We start from the raw sequence: 22,208 nt of genomic DNA on the forward strand, positions 1-22,208 counted from the left end.
TTATCTCAAACAAAAAGCAAGAACGATTTAGTTCTTGCTTAGTTGTTGTATTTATTATGGAGTTAAATCATCAGAACACTTCGTTGTGTAATGAGTTATCTTTTTCTCCTTCTTCATTATAACGGATATTTCAAGGGCACGTGTGTACCTTGTTAAATAATTTAGATAATGATCGATCTGTAATTGTTCGTATTCGTTTAATTGAGTTAGGTGTCGTTAATGAAATATGTTGAAATGAGTAGTTGCAGAAATACTTTAACTCAATCATTTCTTTTTCTTCTGCTTCTAAATCATCTACAGCATCCTTTAACCCTAACTCATCTAACCGCTTCAGCATATTCTTTCTTTGTGTTATAAGTTCACTCTCGTCTGCCAATAATGAATTAATACGAGAGTATTGTGTACTTTTGTTTGATATAGGTTTGTCATAAGCTATCCCTGATGCTGTATAACAATCTTCAATATCTTCTCTAATTCTAAATAATTCTTCATTTATATTATCAATCATTTTTAAATAATTTCCATATGATATCAAATCTGATTTTAATTGATTCAATTTTAAATTTGCGTTTAATGTCTCTTTCATTCCTTACCTCCATTTATGCACTTACTATATAATATTATTTTTCATCTTCCTTCATATAAATTTCTCTATAATACATTTCCTGTCTTGGTTCATTTACAAATATATCAATCACATTACCTTTTACTGCACCACCACAATCCTCAGCAACATAAACGTAACCATCAATCATTATTTCACTTCCATAGGGGATAATAGAAGGGTCTACAGCGATTGTTCTTCCCTCTTGGGCAATTACACCTGTTGCCGTCATTGCACCCCACTCATCTTCTCCTTCCCAGTAATAGGTGATTTTAAAAGCACCCAAACTTATCCAATTAGATTCTTCTTTTTGATTCTTACTTTTATTCTCTTTTCTAGTTCATTTATCTTGATTATAAAAGTTTAGATTTTTATTGTCTGTCTTTTGACATAATGATGGTGTTATTTCTACTCCACCTAAACAAACCATACTTGTTAACACTATCAATTTAGTTAAACACTTCCTTTTATTTCGCATTCTGCACTCCTTCCTTCGTTCCTTTTTTATGGCACAAAATAAATATAAATATTTACTAGTAAAAAATATCCACTTTATATTGTGTTCCTTTTTTGTGGCACACTTTTAGTATATCGTAGAGAATATCACTTTTCAATATAATGTTCCATAAATTTGGAACATTATTATAATTGTGCCGTTTTTATGATATAATAGAATTACCAGGTGGAGGCACTTATGATAAAATCAGAAAAAATAGATATGTTGCTATATCAGGAAATCGGAAAAATACTGAAAACTCGTAGAGAAGAATTAAACATGAGTTTCGATAAACTTAGTGAGTATATCGATGGAAAGAAAACAAAGAGTACGTTAAAACGCTATGAAGATGGAAATTCTAGAGTAGATATGGAAACCTTACATGATATATGTAAGGTATTAGGGTTAAATAGAGATACAGTAATTGCTAATGCAAGTTATGCTGCCAACTTTGCAAGTGAGAATACTGAGAGTAATACTCAATTTGCCAATCCCACAGATGCATTGAAATTCATTCTTGAACAACCTGTTTTCGCATCTAACATTGGCTATGATCCTAAGAAAATGAGTGATGAACAATTAATTAAACTTGCAAACAAAATTGTTCGGTTTACTAAAATGGAAATAGAAGACATGGAAGAGATTGACTATACTGAGTTAGACAATTAATTAGGAAGGGGTGTGCAGTTTGAATAAAAAAATCAAAGATGCATTGAAAGAAATGGAAGGTTACAGCATAAAAGAATTTCTTTTAGAACATAATATTCGAGTATATTCTACATTACAGTTGGAAAATGGAGAAGATGGTTTTTTATGTAATGACAAAATTATTGTGCGAAAGCATTTACCACGAAACTATAGAAAATTTGTAGTTCTTCATGAAATCGGCCATTATATTATGCATAGTAATGATTCACTAGCTTTTTCATATACACAGCTTGGTCATCGAAACAAACTTGAAGTTGAGGCCAATATGTTTGCATGCTTGAAACTTTTAGAGAATGATATTTTAGAAGAGGTAAATGTAGTAAGTTCACTATTAAATAAAGGCGTTCCAGAACAGATTGCTTTTAAGTTCATTGAATGGTATATAACACAAAAGGAGAGTTAGCAGACAATATTGTCGCTAGCTCTCCTTTTACACTTTTTTCGAGTGTTTTATTCTTTACGATGCATTCGCTATCGCTTTACGCTTTTTCTTTCTGTTATAAATCAGGAATCCACCTGCTGCTAACAGAAGTAATAATCCAATCACTAATGGAATCATAATTCCTCTTTGATGTAACTGCTCAAAGTTAAACAAGATATAATCAAATGTTGCTATACTTGCAGTTGCATTATGAGCTTCACTAAATTCTTGGATATCAACGTTTTCAATACCATGTAATGTAATATTGATACCAGGACCACTAATTATAGATCCATCAAATGAGATATCATCAAATAATGCTGATTTGATAATTTCTACGATATCATTTTTATCACCATGGAATATCATTGCTGCATTCTTATATGGAATCAGAGATCCATTTGATGCAAAGGTAATAAATGCTTTTACAATAAAGCGATCACTTCCTTTACCTGCATCAATTACTAACTCGCCTTTCGTTGAGTAGATACGATATAAACTATCTCCACTACCATCTTTGATTGATGTAGCATGACTTGTTCCCCTTGATAGGTAACCTTCAGTTGTAGATGTTGCATTCTTTGCATCATTTACAATGATTCCAATATAGAATGTATTGTTACCATTACCACCAAGAATCTCCGTTTGTGCAAATGTATCAATGAATGTAAACGTATTGTTTCCACCTACTGCATTGAATGTTACTTTTCCAATGTTTGATACATTGTAAGTATCTGCACCTTTGCCTTGATCATAAGTAAACTTATTGCTGTTCAACTGATATGTATCATTACTAGATTGTCCAGTAAGTACTAAATCATTAATATTCTTAATTGTATATTCATTCTTAGCTCCAGCAGCTGATAAGTTAAGTTCTAATTTATCGTTACCACCATTTCCATCAAATGAAAGTTGCTTTGAACTTGTTGCTTTTAATTTACCTATATCTACATTCACATTATCTTTTCCACTACTTCCAACAAATGCAAATGTATCCGCAAGAGAAAGTAATGTAATCTTATGTGTACTGTCAGAGACTCTTGAGTGAATTGTAATGCTTCCTGCATTTTCATCAAGATTATATTCATTTGTTTTACCTGCATATAATGTCGTTTTATTTGCATATAACGTACCATATAGATATAATCCATCACTTAACGAAGATGTTAATGTAATATTGCTTGCATGTAATTGTGCAGTCTTATCCACTGTTAGTTTACCTGCAGTAGTAATATCTAAGTTACCACCTGTCTTTAAGTTTGTATTAGCACTTATTGTCATTGATTTACTGTTGTCTATTCTTAGATTTCCAGTTGCACTACCACTGATTGTATCTGTAGTTACCAGCAGTGTTGCTGATCCTTGAACATTGAAATCAATTGTATTTGCACTTATACGTCCTTGTGTTGTTACATTTCCATTATTCGTAAGATTTATTGAATTTGCTTTACTATTTTCAATTTCCAGACTTCTACTGTTGTTTATCACAATTGAAGAAGCACTTAGCTGCATTCTACTTACACTTGAGTTAAGTTGTAATGCACCATTAACAGTTGCATTCAAATATGCTCCTGTAATATTGTTTGCGATAATTGACGTTGCTTCCAAGTACATACTTGCTGGAGTTGTCATTGAATTAATTACTAATCCTTTGGCATTCTTCAAATAAATATCTCCACTAGCATTTGCACTTACCGTATTCACATTCACAAACAATTTACTTTGAATACTTTGACCAATTTGTGCTGCCTGTAAACCTAATGCATCCGCATGAATCACTGGTGAACTTAAAGAAGTTCCATTAATTGATCCAGCTGCTTTTAGATATACTGCATTCGCTCTAGCACTTTGAATATTCATATTTGCCAGATCTTCTACATACATATAGTTTTGTGCACTAAGGTTTAAATATCCTCCAACTCTTGAGCGAAGTCTCAGCCATGCATTTGCATTACCTATATTTCCACTCGCAGAAATATTCATTGTTGAACCTTCTACTAATGTATTGCCATTTGCATAAATGCTTCCATTCACTACTAACGTCAATGCATTTCCAACTGTAATCTTTTCTACTGTTAAGCCTTTACTATTTGTATAAACTGCAGTTCCATTTACAGTCATGTTTAACTTGTTAACTGCTGAATTCACAGTTGCATTGCCTGTACTTGTCAGGTTGAAGCTATTAGTTCTTAAACTATTCACTGTAATGTTTCCACTGTTTATCTTGATTGATTCATTGCTGTTCATTCCACTTACAAGTAAGTTTTTCGTCGCATCATTAACAATAGAGATATAGTCTTTTGCTTTTACACTGATTGTTTTTACACTTGTTTGAAGTGGTTGTGTACCACCTACATTGCCATCAGCAACTATGTTAAGTGTAGTAGCTTCAACTTTTGTATTGGTTGCTGCACTTACATCACCTTTTACATATAGGTCTAATACGTTGTTCACACTACCAGAGCCATACATTTGTAAACTCTTTAAGTTTGTAATATACGCATTATCAGCACTAATTGCTAATTTGTTAGTATTTAATATAAATCGATCAGTAGCTGTTCCAACATTCTTACCTGCATTCAAGATTACCTGATCTGCGGTAATTGTTGGTTGCATCTTCGCTAAGATGTTTCCAGTAGTAGTTAAACTTACTACTTTACCTGCCACAATCTTGTAGATGTTCATATCACTTCCACTATGAGACAAGTAGACATTGTTTGCTGCTGTTGCACTAATTGTTCCAGGAACAATTAACTTCATAGTATTTGCCGCACTACCAACACTACCACTTATACTGTTTAATGTTACATTTGCAGCCTTTAAGTTAATTGCTTGTGTATTTGCATCAATATCTTTATTTGCACTTAAGTAAATATCTTTATCCGTTGTAATATTACCAACCTTAATACTATTTATTGCATGCAAGTAAACATTTGCTTTTGCAGTTGCATTTAAGATACCTGTTCCTGTTTGGTTTACAGTTACTCTATTTGTATCTGTTCCTATTTGCGCTTTACTGCTTAAATTAATATTGTTTCCTGTTATATGCGCTTGGTTTCCACTTCCATAGATTGATGCATTTGATTTCAGGACTACATTTCCTGTATGTCCATTTACACTTGCTATGTTCATGTCACCAGATGTTTCTTCAATATACACACCTGTTGTTCCATCCGCTTTCAGCACTCCAGTTAAATCCATTGTCAATAGTTTTGTTGCTTCTCCAATACTTCCGCTAGCCACTAATGTTGCATTAACTGCTTCAATACTGTTTCCACTACTTCTATTCACAATTGACTTGTCTGCTTTCAGATATACATCTCCACTTGTTTTGATGCTTCCAATATTCATATTGTTTACACTTTCATGTAGATATACATCATTAACTGCTTTAACATTTAAGTTTCCACTTACATTTAACTTCATATAAGTACTTGAACTTCCAATACCTTTTGTAGTATTGATTGTTGCATTCTTAGAAGCAATATTTACTACTCCACTCTTCGCATTAACCATACCATCATTTGTGATTGTTACATCCTTACCACTCTTGATTGTATTGATTACTACATCTTTTGAGTTTGTTAGAGTAATTGAATCTTTCGCTTCTAATTGTACTTCACTAATTGTTGTCTGTAAGTTAATACTTCCACTGCTTACACCTTTTAATGTATTCGCAGCAATATCATCTGCTACTACATTTCCAGTTGTCATTTCTACTGCAGTTGCATGAATCTTTTCAACTCTTAAGTCTTTACTTGCATCATTTATGAAGTAAACTGATCCAGTTGCATCGACTTCTAGACGACTTACAGATAAGTTCATTGGTGTTGCAGCACCTCCTAGCGAAGTTGCAGTTGCTTTTAACTTATTCGCAGTAATCAAGTGATTTGCTACTCCAGTTAAGTTTCCTGCTACTTCTACATCCAACAATCCAAGAACATTGCTGTTACCAGTCATATTCAGTGATTTGCTGTTTGATACATAAGCATCGCTTGCTTGTACTGTCAGGTTATTTACTGTCATGTATAGACGTTCAGTTACACTACCAATATTGTTTGTAGCTTCAAGAACTGCGCTATCTGCGTTAATTGCTGGTTTGCTTGTACTTGTGATTGTATCTGCTACCAGTTTCACTGTAGAACCTGCTGTTACTTTATCTAGCTTTAATGCACCTGTATGTGTTACATACACGTTGCCCTTAGCAGTTGCTTGTAGTGTTCCTGTTGTATCTAATACTACATGAGCACCATCTGCTCCAATACTTCCACCATAACTATCTAGTACAACATTCATACCCTTTAAGTTATATGCTTGCATATCAGCTGTTATATCTTGATCTGCGCTTAAGTAAATATCATTATCCGTTGTAATATTACCAACCTTAATACTATTTATTGCATGCAAGTAAACATTTGCTTTTGCACTTACAGTTAAAACACCAGTTCCTGTTTGGTTTACAGTTACTCTATTTGCATCTGTTCCTATTTGTGCGTTACTGCTTAAATTAATATTGTTTCCTGTTATATGCGTTTGATTTCCATTTCCATAGATTGATTCATTTGATTTCAGAATTACATTTCCTGTATGTCCATTTACACTTGCTATGTTCATGTCACCAGATGTTTCTTCAATATACACACCTGTTGTTCCATCCGCTTTTAGTACTCCAGTTAAATCCATTGTTAATAGGTTTATTGCTTCTCCAATACTTCCACCTGTCACTAATGTTGCATGGTGTGCTTCAATACTGTTTCCACTACTTCTATTCACAATTGATTTATCTGCTTTCAGATATACATCCCCACTCGTTTTAATACTTCCAATATTCATATTGTTTGCACTTTCGTGTAGATATACATCATTAACTGCAGATACATTTAAGTTCTCACTTACATTTAACTGTACATATGATCCAATTTCACCAATTCCACTTGATGCATTAATTGTTGCATTCTTAGAATCAATGTTCACTACACCACTCTTCGCATTAACCATACCATCATTTGTAATTGTTACATCTTTACCACTCTTGATTGTATTGATTACTATATCTTTTGAGTTTGTTAGAGTAATTGAATCTACTGCTTCTAATTGCACTTCACTTACTGTTGTTTGTAAGTTCATACTTCCACTACTTACACCGTTCAGTGCATTTGCAGTGATATCATCTGCTACTACTGTTCCTGTTGTCATTTCTACTGTATCTGCATGAATCTTTTCAATTCTTAAATCTTTACTTGCATCATTTATGAAGTAAACTGATCCAGTTGCATCAACTTCTAAACGACTTACAGATAAGTTTATTGGTGTTGTAGCACTTCCTAGCGAAGTTGCAGTTGCTTTTAACTTGTTCGCAGTAATCAAGTGATTTGCTGCTCCAGTTAAGTCTCCACTCACTTCTACATCTAGCAATCCAAGAACATTACTATTTCCAGTCATATTCAGTGATTTAGTGTTTGATACATAAGCATCACTTGCTTGTACTGTCAGGTTATTCACTGTCATATATAAGCGTTCACTTACGCTACCAATATTGTTTGTTGTTTCTAGGATTGCACTTTCTGCGCTAATTGCTGGTTTACTTGTACTAGTGATTGTATCTGCTACCAGTTTCACTGTTGCTCCTGCTGTTACTTTATCTAACTTTAATGTTCCTGTATGTGTTACATACACATTATCTTTAGCAGTTGCATGTAATGTTCCTGTTATATCTAATACTACATGAGCACCATCTACCCCAATACTTCCATTTACACTTGTAAGGATTGTATTGTTTCCACGAACTACAGCTTGATTAATCATTTGAGTACTATCTTGTGCTTTTAAATAAATATTATTTGCACTGATGTCATCCAATAATAAACCATTGATGCTGTTGATATAAATATCACCTAGTGTTGTAACTTTTAATTTTCCACTACTTTGACTTATACCAAGATACTTCGCTGAAGTACCAATATCCTCAGTAGCTTCAAGTTCAATATTCTTAGCATAAATATTCGTTGCATTTACATAGCCATATATTCCTGCTTTAGCTTTTGCATATACGTCACCATCAATTACAACTATATTCTTGATGATTAAATCATCATTCACTTCTTCAACTGATACTCCAGATTCTGCAGTTATATCAACAAATCCATTACTTAATAAATATAATTTCAATGGTGTTGCTTTACTTCCAACGGTTCCAGTTGTTGAACTAACTACAAGTTCTTTTCCTTTTAGGTGATAAGTACTAGTTACATCACCTGAAATGTTCCCTGCTGCTGTTAATTGAATATTTGCATCAGTTGTTAAACTTTCTACTACTAATGCTTTATCGTTTACAGCAACAATATTCGCTTTTGCTAAGGCAAATAGTTTATCAACACTTAATGTAGCATTGATTGTTGAATCAGAATGTAATTCAAGTCTTTCTGCCGTTGTTTTATCAATTGTTAGTTTTTTGGCTGTAAGAACAGCTTCTTCTGCTTTTAAATCTTTCACTGTTAATGCTTTACTGTTTACTAAATAAACTTTAGCATCACTTGTTGCTGTTAGATTATCAATTGATGTTCTTATTGGGTTTAATACAGTTCCAGTATTTCCATCAATTATAATAGTTAAATCTTTTGTAGTTATGTCAACTCCAGTTGTTTTAGAAGTTGATAATGTACCAGTTGTAATCATTGTTACTTTATCACTTGCAAGTGAACCTGCAGTTGTAAAGATATAATGGTCATCACCAATATTCATATAAGTTTCTTTTGCTGTAAACGAACCATCAAAGATTACATCTAAGTCAACTTCCTTCGTTTTAGACGTTTGACTATTACCAAATTCATCTATTACTTCATAGTCAATAATTTTGTAACCCATTTCTACGAATACATATCCACCTTTATTCTCATCATACTCCCAAATCTCTTCTAATTTATCACTATATATAGGTTTCAATTTTTGTTGCCCATATTCACTAGTTTCAACATTATCTATATACATTGTCGCTAATGTACGAAGATTAAATGCTCCTGTAACAATTACTTCTTTGAATTTAACCTTTAGATTTGTTTGTGGGAATTCTTGATTACCTAAACTTACATAATCTAATCCCGCAACTGAAAGATATACATCACTTGCTTTGATTTTAATGTATGCGTCCTCATCTCCTTCATCAATAAAGTATATGATAAAACGCTCATTCGCACTACCTACTTTATCAGCACCTAAAATTTCTAATCCTTTAAATACTAGGAATGCATCTCCAGTAGTTCTAACTGCTGCATTTGTTTCTAATTGTAGGATTCCATTTAGTAATTCAAAGTATCCATTGAAAACAATGTCTCCACCATACATACTCTTAATATTAACAATAGTAACTCCATTACCAACCATTTCATATTTTACTTCCAATGTAATATCCTTTGCAGTAATAACGTGTTCAGGATTTTCCATTGTTTCATCATTAAATGATATAGTATCTAGATAAACATTATAGTTTGAATTATTGATGATTTCTACTTTCTCAATACTTGAATTACGATAGATTGTAATATTACCCTCTACTAATCCTGCATAAGATGTAATAATCAATGAACCTGTCCCTAGATTACCAAAAGAAGTAATATGAATATTTCCATTTGCATCTTTATACGATGTTGCTCCAGTTGTAGATGTTACATTACCATTTACATCAATTGTGATTTGAATTGGTACACTTGATCCATAATAGATTGAACCATTCAAGGTAACTGTATTCACACGATTATAATTATTTGTTTCCTTGGTATCAATATCACTATTTAATACCTTAGGGATTAATTCATCTACAAAGTATTCTACTACTTTAACTACCGTTTTAACTATCCACTTCACAATCTTATTGAATGGCCATGGAAGCCATTTTACAATTTTGTCAGTTACTTTTTCTACAACTTCCATCGTTTTACGAACCGCTACCAGAATGTATTCAACAACCGTATCAACTTTTGTTTTATTGTTAAGTTCACTTACCTGGTTTGTATTGATTGGCGATGAAGCCTTAATTTCAATATCATTTGCTGATAAGACTGAATCATTACCAAGAACTGAAATTGTCGCTTTAATCGTTGCATTTGCAATTGATCTAGCTTTTATAGAACCAGTTACTCCAGCAATTGTAGCATCTGTTTTCGCATTCATCTTGAAATCACTAATTAATGCATAGATTTTTAGTATTTTCATTGCTGATATGTTTGCATTAGTTGATGTAACTGAAGTATTTGCAGTTACATTAATCTCTGATTTAATATCTGTTGTTGAACTTGCTGTATAACTTGTACTCTTCGCAAATGCGATAAGACTTAATTTAGAAATATCAGAAATAATATAAATATTCGTTCCTTTATACGTTCCACCAGTTCCCAGGTTAACTGCATTATTAATTGTTGCAGAGATTGTTGCATAAGCAACATTACCATGAGCTGCTAAACCGTTCGAACCAGTTATTACTGCTTGAACATTAGCAACTATTGATGTTCCTGCTTCAATCTTTAGTGTATTACCTGCTTCCACTGTATTGTTGTTAGCAAACGTAATACTTGTTTCTGCTTTACTGATTGCAATCTTGTTTTGAATATTTGCTTTTGTAAACACTCCTGATGAACCACCAGTACCATCAACTTTTATATTCAAATCAGTTAATGCACTAATCACTAAATCATTTGATGCTGTTAATACGGTTAAATTACCAACAGTAATTTTATTTGTTAAATTCAGGATAACATCTGTAGATATTGCACCAAGCGCTACAATTCCACCATTATTTGCTTTTGCATATCCGTTAATATCAATCATTGGTGCAGATAACAACATCAAGTTTTTCGCTGTTATTGTTGCACTACTTCCAATTTCAATACCGATATTATCTGTAACATTAATCGTCGTAGTTGCACCTTTTGAGCTTCCAAGAATTGATGTTCCCTCAGATGCTAAACTTGTTGCTGTTACTTTTATAGTTTCAACTGCAACAACTGATATATCTTCATCTGCTGTTATTGTTGCACTTCCTATAATAACCTTCGTTAATGAGTTAATTGTAGAAGTTGCAAGTGATTCACCAATGGCAACTCCACCTGAACTCTTACCTGTACTTGTTGTAGTACTAGCAATATTTGTACTAGCACTCATTGAAATACTATCTTTTGCTTTTAGCGTCGCATTACCTACTTCAACTGTTGTTTTTGAAGTTATATTATTAGTCGCTTTATTTGGTGCTCCAGCATTCACTAATCCATCAGATGATTGTCTTGTTTCGACTGCCGCACTAATATCTGCATAAGCAACTAACTGTATCGAACCCTCCGCTTGAAGTGTTGTATTTTCAACTTTTATAGCTGTTGTCACATCAATTACTGATGAAACTTGATTTGCTCCAATACTGACTATTCCACCTGAATCACTCTTTAATTCAGGAGTATTTTTAATTGCTGCATAAGCATAGGTAAAGATACTATTTCCTGCAATTAGTTGTCCATTTGCTTTTATAATGGTTTGAATATTTGTAGAGTGGTTCACTGTAATTTGTGTTCCAATTACTCCTACTAAATTACCACTAGATCCTGAACCTTTGGCAATTGCACCTAATGAAGTATCTGGTATAACTGCCAGATTACCTTCTGCTCCATTTGCTGGATTATCAGTAGTTGCAGTAGTTGTCTTCATATTATAGTATCCAACTAACTGAATATCTTTCGTTGCTGTTAATTTAGCAGTTGTTCCTGTTCTTGTTATAATTGTAGGACCAAGTGTAACATTAACTTCACTACTTCCAACACTTACTGCTCCATAGTTTGCTCCAGTAACTTCTCCATATGCTTTGCCATATACATAATTTTTTACACGAATTGTATTCGCCTTAATTGTTACATTATCGTCTATAGCAGTTGTAATTGTACCTTTTACATTTGATATAGCTTTAATACTGCTACCAGTACCAGCACCATAACTCTTAGTTGTAGCTATTACACTTGCGTGAAGTCCAGCATATGTAAGTATATTTACATCTCCATTTGTTGATGTAACTTTTGAGTTATTTCCAACTAATGTAGATATTACTGCTTCATGATTTGCTGTAAATTGTGAAACTGCAATTACGATTGCTCCTCCTCCAGCATTATTACCACTCAATAAGATACCTTCTTGAATTACACCATTTCGAACATTGTAAGTTGTTCTCACATTTATGTCACCTGTTGTTTCAATTGTATTTGAAGTCCCTATTTGTGTTGTAATTGTTGGTTTTAGATTTACTGTAGCAACAACTCCTCCTGCAGTAAGTGCTCCACCACTTGTTCCTATTGCTGCCACTACTAATTTTGCAAACACTTCTGATGCAACTAATAATGATGATGCAGTAATATTTGCACCTGATGCGGTTTCTGTAGTTACATATTGTTTAGAATTAATTGTAACCATGATTGCATTTGCAGATACTCCTCCTGCACTAAATCCCGATGCCGTAACATCCATCATTGATGATGAGACACTCTTTACAGTTACGTTTGCCGCTTTAATAGTAGAACCTAATGAAGTTTTCATTGTTAATGAATCATCAATTGTTACTTCAAGACCATTTACACTGCCATAGAGTGCTCCACTTACTGATGAAACATCAACTTTAAAACGATCTGTTTTAACTGTTCCATCTTTATTAGCGTTATAACAACTATAGATATCAATAGTTCCACTGTTGATAGTTCCACCAGTGCCAATTTTAGAGCTTATATTTGCTGTATTGTTAATAGATAATACAGATGCTCCTCCACTTATACCACCTGCTAAGGAAATTCCTTCAATTTTTGCATCCAGTTTCACATCAGCATCAGCAAATGTACTAATGCTATTACTCTTAGTAATTGTTAGATAATTCCCAATTTCTGCTGCTACTGTAGGTTTTAAGTTTATTGTAAGTACTGCTGCTTGTCCTGTTCCAACCAAACCGGCTGCACTCGCGCGTACTTTTGCTATTAAATCACTAACAAGCTCTGCATGAACTTTAATATCATTTGCCTGATTAATTGTAACTTTATTATTAATTGATGCTGTAATGTTCATAGCCAAATTAATATTTAAATCACTAACACCTGCTGCTCCTCCGGTTAATCCAACTGCTGCTCCAAGTGCATATGTTTTAAGTACATAATTTGCACTTGCCAAGACAGATAGATTTCTTACTTTATCTACTGTTACTGATTCACCTAAATATGCATTTACGGTTCCTCTAAGATCCAGATATACCACAGAAGCACCTAAACTTAAGGATAATGCTGCACTTCCTGCAATTGAATTAATTGTATATTCTTGTTGTTTTGCTGATGCTGAAACACTAATGTCTTCACTCGCATTTAAATTAGCACTGCTTCCAACATATGCTTGAATATAGCTTCCATGTTTTAAAACTAATACACTTGCACCTGCTCCAGCTGCTCCTATTGATGCAGCTGCAGATTGTATATCGATTTTATTTGATTCTTGTGCATTTACAGTTATGTTTTTAGCAGAAACATTCGCTCCACTTCCTATATATGCACTTGTTTTATCTTTATTACTTTCTTGAGTTCCATCTAAATATGCAAGTAGGTCTACTTGAACTCCATCAAGTAATGTATTTGTTTCATCAAGAATCGCTTTCATATCATCATCGTAATTACTTGATTCGATTGATATTTTTGTTTTCCCTAATGCTAGTTGTACATTATCGTTCGTTACTGTTACATCTTTTTTAGATGCTTCATTCATCGTTTGATCATTGCTGATTCCAAGACTAACAACACTAACTGTACCTCCAGCACTAACGTATCCTCCTGATGCTGCTAATGCCTTTAATGAGACTACTCGGTTAAGTGTTGCTTCCACTGTTATCGAGTTTGTTGCAGTTACTTTTGCTAAATTTCCAATATATGCTGCAATAGTATTTTGAACAAGTATTACACTTACTCCTGCTCCAACTGCAACTCCACCAGCACTTATAGCCGCAACACTGTTATCGATATTTAATGAGTCCGTAGCTTTCACACTGATGTTTCCACCACTTGTTACAGTCGATGCACCTGCAATATAACTGTTCATTGTATTATTTGAAATAATAACAGCTACTGATCCACCAACACCTACTGCACCTGCTGCTCCACCAACAATTTGAGTAGTAATGTTTTCAACTGCACTGGTTAGTACATTAATATTACCTGTTGCTTCTGCATTTGAAATTGCTGCAGTAATTGTTGATTTAAATGTAATTGTTGCATTCGCTGCTGATACGCCTACACCACCAGCACTAACTACGTATGTATTTAATTCATATACCTGTTTAGCAGTTGCTTGTACATTAATTGATGTTCCTATTAGTTTACTAGTAGGACTTGCAATTGCTGATACTGTATCTTCAATAACCATAACATTTACAACACCAGCAACACCTACTGCACCTCCTGAAATACCAGAAGCTGAACCAGTAAATGTATTGGATACTGTTGCTGCTAATGATAATGTACCTTTTGCATTTATTGTAGAAGATGCATTTACAATAGAAGATGTTACCCGATTACTGTTGATTACAAGAACACTTGCACCTACACCAACCAATCCTCCTGCACCTGCTCCAATTGATGGCAATATCGTTGTTGTTGTATTTGCTTTGATACTGATATTTTTATCTGAAGTAATTGTTGCTTCACTACCAATACTATTTAATGTTTTTCCACTTAATACAAAGGTTGCACTTGTAGGAGCAATCCCTGCAATAGCCGCACCTAAACTAATAACAACACTTTTAATTTCAATTAATGTGTCACTTAAGAAACTAACCCCTGAAATGCCATTGTTAGCCTTTTGCCCACTCATTGTAATTGATGCTTTATTACCTACTGTATTTGAAATTGTTGTTTGATTAACTACAACTAGTACTGATGTTCCAACACCTACATAAGCACCCACACTTGCCGTACCTAAGTTCAAGTCCATAACTAAATCATGGAACGCCTTAACATAAAGACTACCATTTAAATTAATTGATGAACTATCTCCAATTATAGTTGCAACTGTTGTTGTATTTAAAATTGTATTTGCTGATGCAGAAACCGAAACTCCTCCTGAAGCCACAATTCCAGCAACCATTGTAAAGATGTCATCTTTCGCTGTTGCTATAATTGTAAGATTACTTACATCACTACTATTTTTCTGATTAATTGTTATTGAATTACCAATACCTGCAGTAACTTTATTTTCAAGTTTAATTGTATTTACAGATGCTCCAACTGCTACTGTTCCTGTAACTGATGCTGCTCCAACCCAACACTCCAGTTTATTATTACTGTCAGCCAGAATGCTGATATCACCAGATACAGTTACTGCTGCACTGTCACTTATATATGCTTTTGTTTGTTGCGTCATAATCACAGTATTCACAACTCCTGTTACAGATACTGTTCCTGATGCAACACCACTTACTAATATTGTAAATAATTCATTAGAAGAAGTTGCAGAAATTGATAAAGACTTCGTATTAACAATTGCTCCACTTCCTATTTGAGCAACAACTTTTCCTTGAATATAGAATGTGTTAACTGCTGCTCCAACTGCAACTGTTCCTGAACCACCTATGGCCCCGGCGTATACCTCCGCTTTTGCACTATCTTTAGCAATAACAGTAATGTCATTTCCTGCTGTTATTTCGCCATCGATAGATGCTAATACATCATTCTCAATAATCGTAACAGGCACTGATCCCTGTACCGCTACTGACTTGCTTCCACCAACTGCTGCTACAATTGCTAGAATTTTTTCTTCACTATTTACTTTTACTACAATGTTGTTCTTAACATTTACAATACCTTTCCCAATAGTTGCTTTGACACTTTTTCTCATCACATTTGATGTAGTTGTTCCACTTACTGAGACCGTCCCAGCAATTGCCACTCCACCATTAATTGATTCACTGAAAGAAGTAGAATCAGCTTCTACTGTAAGGTTGTTTGCTTTTATTGTTGTATTCGCTCCTATTGAAGCGATTGTTTTTGATAAGATTTGTGCATATGCACCACTTAGTCCAACTGCTACATCATCAGCTACTGCTGCACTTGTTATAATGAATCCTAAGTATTCACTAGAAAGTGCCTTTATAGAAATATCTCCATCAGTAATCAATGTAGTCCCTGTTCCAACTGTTGCATTTGTTTCATTATCAATCAAAATCACTGCTGCAGTACAACCTACACCAACTGATCCTTTTACTGCACCTACTGAAATTCCTTTGAATGAAGATTCATTTGTTGCAGTTACTTCTATATTTTTCTTCGCTGTAATTGATACATTATTTCCAATTACTACATTTACTTTATTGTAAGATAAAATAACATTCACAACACCTGCGATTCCTACATCAGTTGCTTTTGCACCCGCTAATGAAATCACTAGATAATCTTGTTTTGAAGAAGCTGATACACTTACACCACCAGCAGTCGTTGTAATTTTACTTCTATTACCAATTGATGCTATATGTGTACTTTCATCAACGATTGTACCAGTGTTAAGACCAACACCCACGCTGTTTGAATTCGCTACTCCACCTGTAATTACTTTTACATTTATGTCACTATCTGCTTTTACTGAAATATCATTTATTGCATTTATAATTACATCTTCTCCAATACTTGCCTCCGTTGTATTTGTGAACATTAAAATTCCAAATGAACCTTGAAGAGCAAAACTTCCTTTTGAAGCGTTACTAGCACCGATTACTTCAATATAGTAATTATTTGCTGCTAAGAAGTTTGTAAGATTAATATAATCAAACGTCTCATAATCATCAAACATTCCTTCTTTATACTCAAAGTTAAACGATAATCCTGTTGGATCAATACGTGTTCTCTTTGCTTCTACATATAAAGAATCCAATGTTAATGTAGAACCTTTTCCTATAAGTGCTTGAACACTTGATGATGCATAAATCATTGCGAATGAAGCTCCAATACCTACGGCACCTTCACCGCCGCCACCAGCGTAATTCCAAGCCTTTGCTGCCAGTTTGGTATTTTCAGTTGCTGTTACACTCACTTTACCTGTTGTATCTACAACTGCACCTTCCATAATCATTGCTTTTATTGCATTTGAATACTTTAAGAATGCTACTGATCCAGCCAATGCTAAATCTCCTTCTTTCGCTACAGAAGCCATTCCTACCGCTAACAAAGTTACTGAGTTTTTAAAGTCTTCATGCATATTTAAACTACCTGCTGCTGATATTGTAATATCACCAGTAGATGTCATGTTATTTCCATATGCTTCAGTTTTGCTACCTAAAATGGCAACTGCAACACTCAATGTAATTGCTTTACCATCACTAGAAGCTTTTGAGCCATTATATGACTTAAAGTTATTATTATTGGTTGCTTTGATTTCAATGCCAGCTGCTTTTGCAGTTCCATACATTGCTGCGATTACATCATGGTTTAAAATCGTTACTGCCACTGCACCTGCTACTGCTACCTGTTCACCATCTTTTGGTTTTGATTGTCCAGTTGTATCAGGATTTGAAGTCTTCACATTTGTTGCACCTAAAATTGATGAACTTGTGTTTTGATCAGCTGCTCCACCTGTGAATTCTGAAACTTTATCACCTGTTTTGGTTGATGAACCAGTACCAAATTTTTGTTCTCCACTTAATACTTTCTTTAAATCAAAGTCTTTGAACTTACTCTTGAAATCATCTTCACTAGCACCTTTGCTGGTACCTGTTGCTTCTACGATATCTGTCGTATTTGCTGTCGATGTAATTGATAGTTTTCCAGTTGCTGTAAGCGAACCATATACAATTGCTTCATATTTTGATTTAAAATAAGTTACTGCTACTGAGATACCAATTGATGTACCATTTGCTTCTGCACCTGCATGTACTTTCGCATTAGTAGTACTTTGAGTAGATTGTTCTACACTAATTGTTCCATTAACATTAATTATAGTATCTTTTGCAGTTGTTGCTGAAATCTGACGAGAAAGCAAGTTCAATACAACTGCCCCATCTAATGCAAAATCAGATGCTTTCTTTCCATCTCCTGATCCTGCTTCAGCTTCTGAATCAATACTTGAATCAAATGTTGCCTTAATTGAAACATTTGATTTCGTACTTGTTAATGATTTAATACTTCCATTACCCGACAAAGATGCACTTACTTTTGTATCTAAATAATTCATTACAAATGAAGGTGCGATTCCTTTGCTCTTACCAGTCGTACTATTATTATTTCCACCAGCTACATATTTTGCTTCAGAGAATCCACGTGAATAGAATCTTTCTTTTAAATCCGCTGATATAACTGCTGTAGTTGTTGTTCCTGTTTTTCCAATAGTAACTGTACCTGCAACATCAGCTACATATTTCTGATCCGCAAATACTAATACAACCGCTCCAGCAATTGTATTCTTAGAAGCACCCGCTCCTGATGTTGTTACATTGGCTATTGTATTCTTATCATTTGTTACAGTTTTTGCATCTTCATCTTTTTTAGCTAGTTCATTTACTTTTTCTAATGTATCACCAGTTGCTGATACAGTTAATGAACCTGTATTTATTGTTGCTCCCGCAAGAATCTTTGCACTGTTTTTAATATCTCCTACAAAGACAACAACTGCTGTAGATGCTCCTGTTTTTCCAGTACTAACATTTGCATTTGCAAAGTTATAAATAGCTACTGCTTCTTTAGCGATTACTTCTACACTATCTGCTGTAATACTTCCAGCATCAATAATGGCATTGTTCTCTGTTTCTAAATATACTACAATAACTGCTCCAGCAACTTGAATGTCGCCTTCTTGTGTAGACATGTTTGCACTAAATTTCTTTTCAAGAGAATTACTTTCTGTATTCCCCATTAGTTTATCCGCCATTCCACGGAGTTTGTTTACTAAATCTTCTGGTTTGGTATCTGAGCCCCCGGAGTCTGATTCTCCTTCAGGACTTGCTGTTGCATATGCATCACTTCGATGATGCGATGTAGCATGTACCTGAACTTTGGTTGCTTTGGTTGTTCCTTTTAAACGTGCTGTATTTTTATCGATATTAATAACTAGAGAAACGGTTGCACCGATTCCACCTTTATCAACTAAATTACTTGCACTTGTTGTTTTTCTTGTTTTCTTACTTATTGATTGAACGGATACCGTTCCACTGCTTGTTACATTTGCCAAACATTCAGAAATGATATCATTCAAGTTAATATTAATCGCAACACCTGGTGCAATACTTAATCCACCTGCTCCACCAGATTTTACGTCTAATGTTGTTTTTGAAATACTATTTGTTAATAATGTAAGAGCTGCTGAAGAATTAATTTTTGCGCTACTATCAATTCTTGATGTTGCTACGTCTTCAAATATAATTAGACCAACTCCCGCTCCTACCGCTTTATCACTACTACAATCAATATCAAGGGTAATATCATGAAGATCATTTGTCTTCACTGTTATTGTTCCTGCTGCATCAATTGTTGTAGTTTCTATTTTCGCTTCACTTGTTGTATTATAAATTACAATACCAACTGCTCCACCTATTCCATAACCTTCTTTGTTTATTCCAGCTTTTGCACTCATGTTATTTGCATTCACATCTGTTGTTTCATTTGCAATAACATTAATATTTTTAGCCGCAACATTTGATGAAGATAGAATAGCTTTATTTGTATAGTCCACAATGTGTAGTGATACACCTACTCCAATTCCTACCGGAAGTGATGCATTTTCAACTTTTGTAGTTGCACTTCCATCTGCATTAATATCTGCTTTGATTTTCGCATTTGCAATCACTGATAAATCATCTGTAATATAAGTGTTTGCTTTATAACTAGCATTATTATCAATTGTAACTTTGTTGAACGCTAATGCTCCAACCATCTGATTTGTTAGTGAACTGGTTGAATCTTTACTCATTGTATCCAATACTTGTTGTAGAGTTGATGATAACGCGTTTGATATATCTATATTTAAAAGTGATGTTATCTCATCAACAATTCCGTTCAATTCAACTCTTGAATTAGCAGGCCCTTCATATTTACTTCCTACTGAAGCTGCCTTTGTTGTTAAGTCTAAAGTTGATTCAGCTTTTACTTTCACACTCGCAGCTAACCTACTGCTTGCACTTGTTCCTATTTTTACATCCTTGCCTATATCTGCTTTTGTCGTTTGCTCAATAATATTGATTGCTACAAATGCACCACTTATTGAAGGATCACTTTCACCATCTGCACTAACGGAACCATCAACAACTGCACTTGCAGTAATATTATTGATTGCTTGTACATCAATTGTTTTTGCACTTAATTGTCCTCCGAATAATTCAAGAATCGCTTCAGAAACAATCGAGTTTACCACAAAGGATACATTCAACGCTCCTGCTCCTGATTTCACATTAGATAACACATCACTAATACTACTAAACAATAGTTTATCGGTTGCGTTAAATGATGAAGATCCAGATACACTAACTTTAGAAGAGTTATTTACAGTGTTAACCACTTTACTTTTGGTTTCATCTCCAGATATTTCTGATAATGCTTTTGACGATACTGTAATATTACTTGCTTTGAATGTTACATCAGCTAAGTCAATTGAACTCTTTGTATTAATATCATTAGTTACAGCAGGACCTTGTGAATCAATATCAATTAACTGAGATCCATTTGCATAAATCTCTATATTACTTGTTGCTTCTAAATTCGCATACTGTATTGTTACTTTACTCTCAATACTGCCTGCACTGGTTGCACTCTGTGCTGCATTCAATATCAAAGAATTTGCTTTTACATTTATAATAGAGGTATTGTTTATTCCCTTTACTTCAATCTGTGATGCTTTTAAATTCACATCTGCATTTGGCATGTTTAATGATGTATCAACTTTGATGATATCATTACCACTCATACCATCAACGCTAAAGTTAGTTATAGCGGAATTATTTAATTCCTTCAATGTAATAACATCATTAACACTACCACCTTGAATACTAATATCTGACATACCCTGTAACGTATACGTTACTCCACCAACTGTATAATTCAAATTTCCTGAACCATCAGTTGTGAATTCAACGGTGTTTGCTTCATCTGGTAATGCAACAACAGCTTGTGTTGATGCAGTACTTATTACACTTGCAATATTAGCGATCGCAACATTAGTCGTAGAAGTAGAAATAACTCCTGATGTTAATGTTGTAGCACCACTCATATTAGATATAAGTGAGTTTGTACCACCTTTTCCATCTAGTGTTACATCAGATAATACATTGTTTAAAGCAAATGTATCATTACCTGCTCCACCACTTATAGTTGTTCCTGTTAAATCTCCATCTAACACGAAGTTTATAGCACCTGAACGTGCTGAAAAATCCAGAGTTGTATCCTTTAGATTATTCACTGATACTGCAGAGAATTTTGCAGTACTTGCATCTAAAGTCAATCCTGAAATATTTTCTATTGTTATTACTCCTGTAACCGTTATTGTATCCAATGTTACATTAACTCCATCCTGCAAACCATTAATATTTAGATTTGTAAAAGATGCAGTTCCTGTAGGTACTGTCTGACCTATTGTCAGTTTTGTGATTTGATCATTTGAAATATTCAAATCACCATGTGCAACATCTGAAACTGGAGCCAATAATGTTACTTCTCCATTTGTTATTTGAGAGTCATTCAATGCATCAGCTACAGCTTCTAACGTTTCATATTCTGTACCCCCTAGTGAGAAATTTGCTACATCTGCCTGTGTCGTTATTACTGGTGTATCACCAGTTGGCGATGGCTGTGGTGTACTGGTTTCTTCGGCACTAACATTAATCGAACCAAAAGAAAAAAGCACTGCCCCAACAAGACATAACAATAACTTAAAAAAGTTACGTATTCTCATAACGATACCTCCTTTTCTTTTTTTAATTGAATCTAAGCCCTATATCTACTTTAATTATAGCG

Annotated in this window: 5 protein-coding genes; 2 read left to right on the plus strand and 3 right to left on the minus strand. The window is 34.0% G+C overall.

The features are described from left to right. Positions 1-130: 130 nt before the first annotated feature. Both J2S15_RS02180 and J2S15_RS02185 read right to left on the minus strand, forming a co-directional pair. On the minus strand, positions 131-586 hold the full coding sequence (locus tag J2S15_RS02180; protein WP_307405041.1) for an RNA polymerase sigma factor sigma-70 region 4 domain-containing protein: 456 nt from the start codon (positions 584-586) through the stop codon (positions 131-133). A 34-nt stretch (positions 587-620) separates the two neighbouring features. Beyond that, a complete protein-coding gene (locus J2S15_RS02185; protein ID WP_307405043.1) occupies positions 621-890 on the minus strand; it encodes a 3D domain-containing protein in 270 nt (89 codons plus the stop codon). A 408-nt stretch (positions 891-1,298) separates the two neighbouring features. Here J2S15_RS02185 and J2S15_RS02190 point away from each other — a divergent pair, with 408 nt between their 5' ends. Both J2S15_RS02190 and J2S15_RS02195 read left to right on the plus strand, forming a co-directional pair. Then, positions 1,299-1,769, plus strand: a complete 471-nt coding sequence (locus tag J2S15_RS02190; protein ID WP_307405045.1) for a helix-turn-helix domain-containing protein — start codon at positions 1,299-1,301, stop codon at positions 1,767-1,769. Positions 1,770-1,788: 19 nt separating this feature from the next. Next, entirely contained in the window at positions 1,789-2,211 is a 423-nt protein-coding gene (locus J2S15_RS02195; protein WP_307405047.1) for an ImmA/IrrE family metallo-endopeptidase, read from the plus strand. 54 nt (positions 2,212-2,265) lie between these two features. Here the strand turns inward: J2S15_RS02195 and J2S15_RS02200 are convergent, their stop codons facing one another. Continuing rightward, positions 2,266-22,146, minus strand: coding sequence for a beta strand repeat-containing protein (locus J2S15_RS02200; protein WP_307405049.1), 19,881 nt, complete (start codon positions 22,144-22,146; stop codon positions 2,266-2,268). Between the last annotated feature and the right edge of the window lie 62 nt (positions 22,147-22,208).

It is taken from the genome of Breznakia pachnodae, assembly GCF_030814225.1.
In the GTDB taxonomy this organism is placed as follows: Bacteria; Bacillota_I; Bacilli_A; order Erysipelotrichales; family Erysipelotrichaceae; genus Breznakia; species Breznakia pachnodae.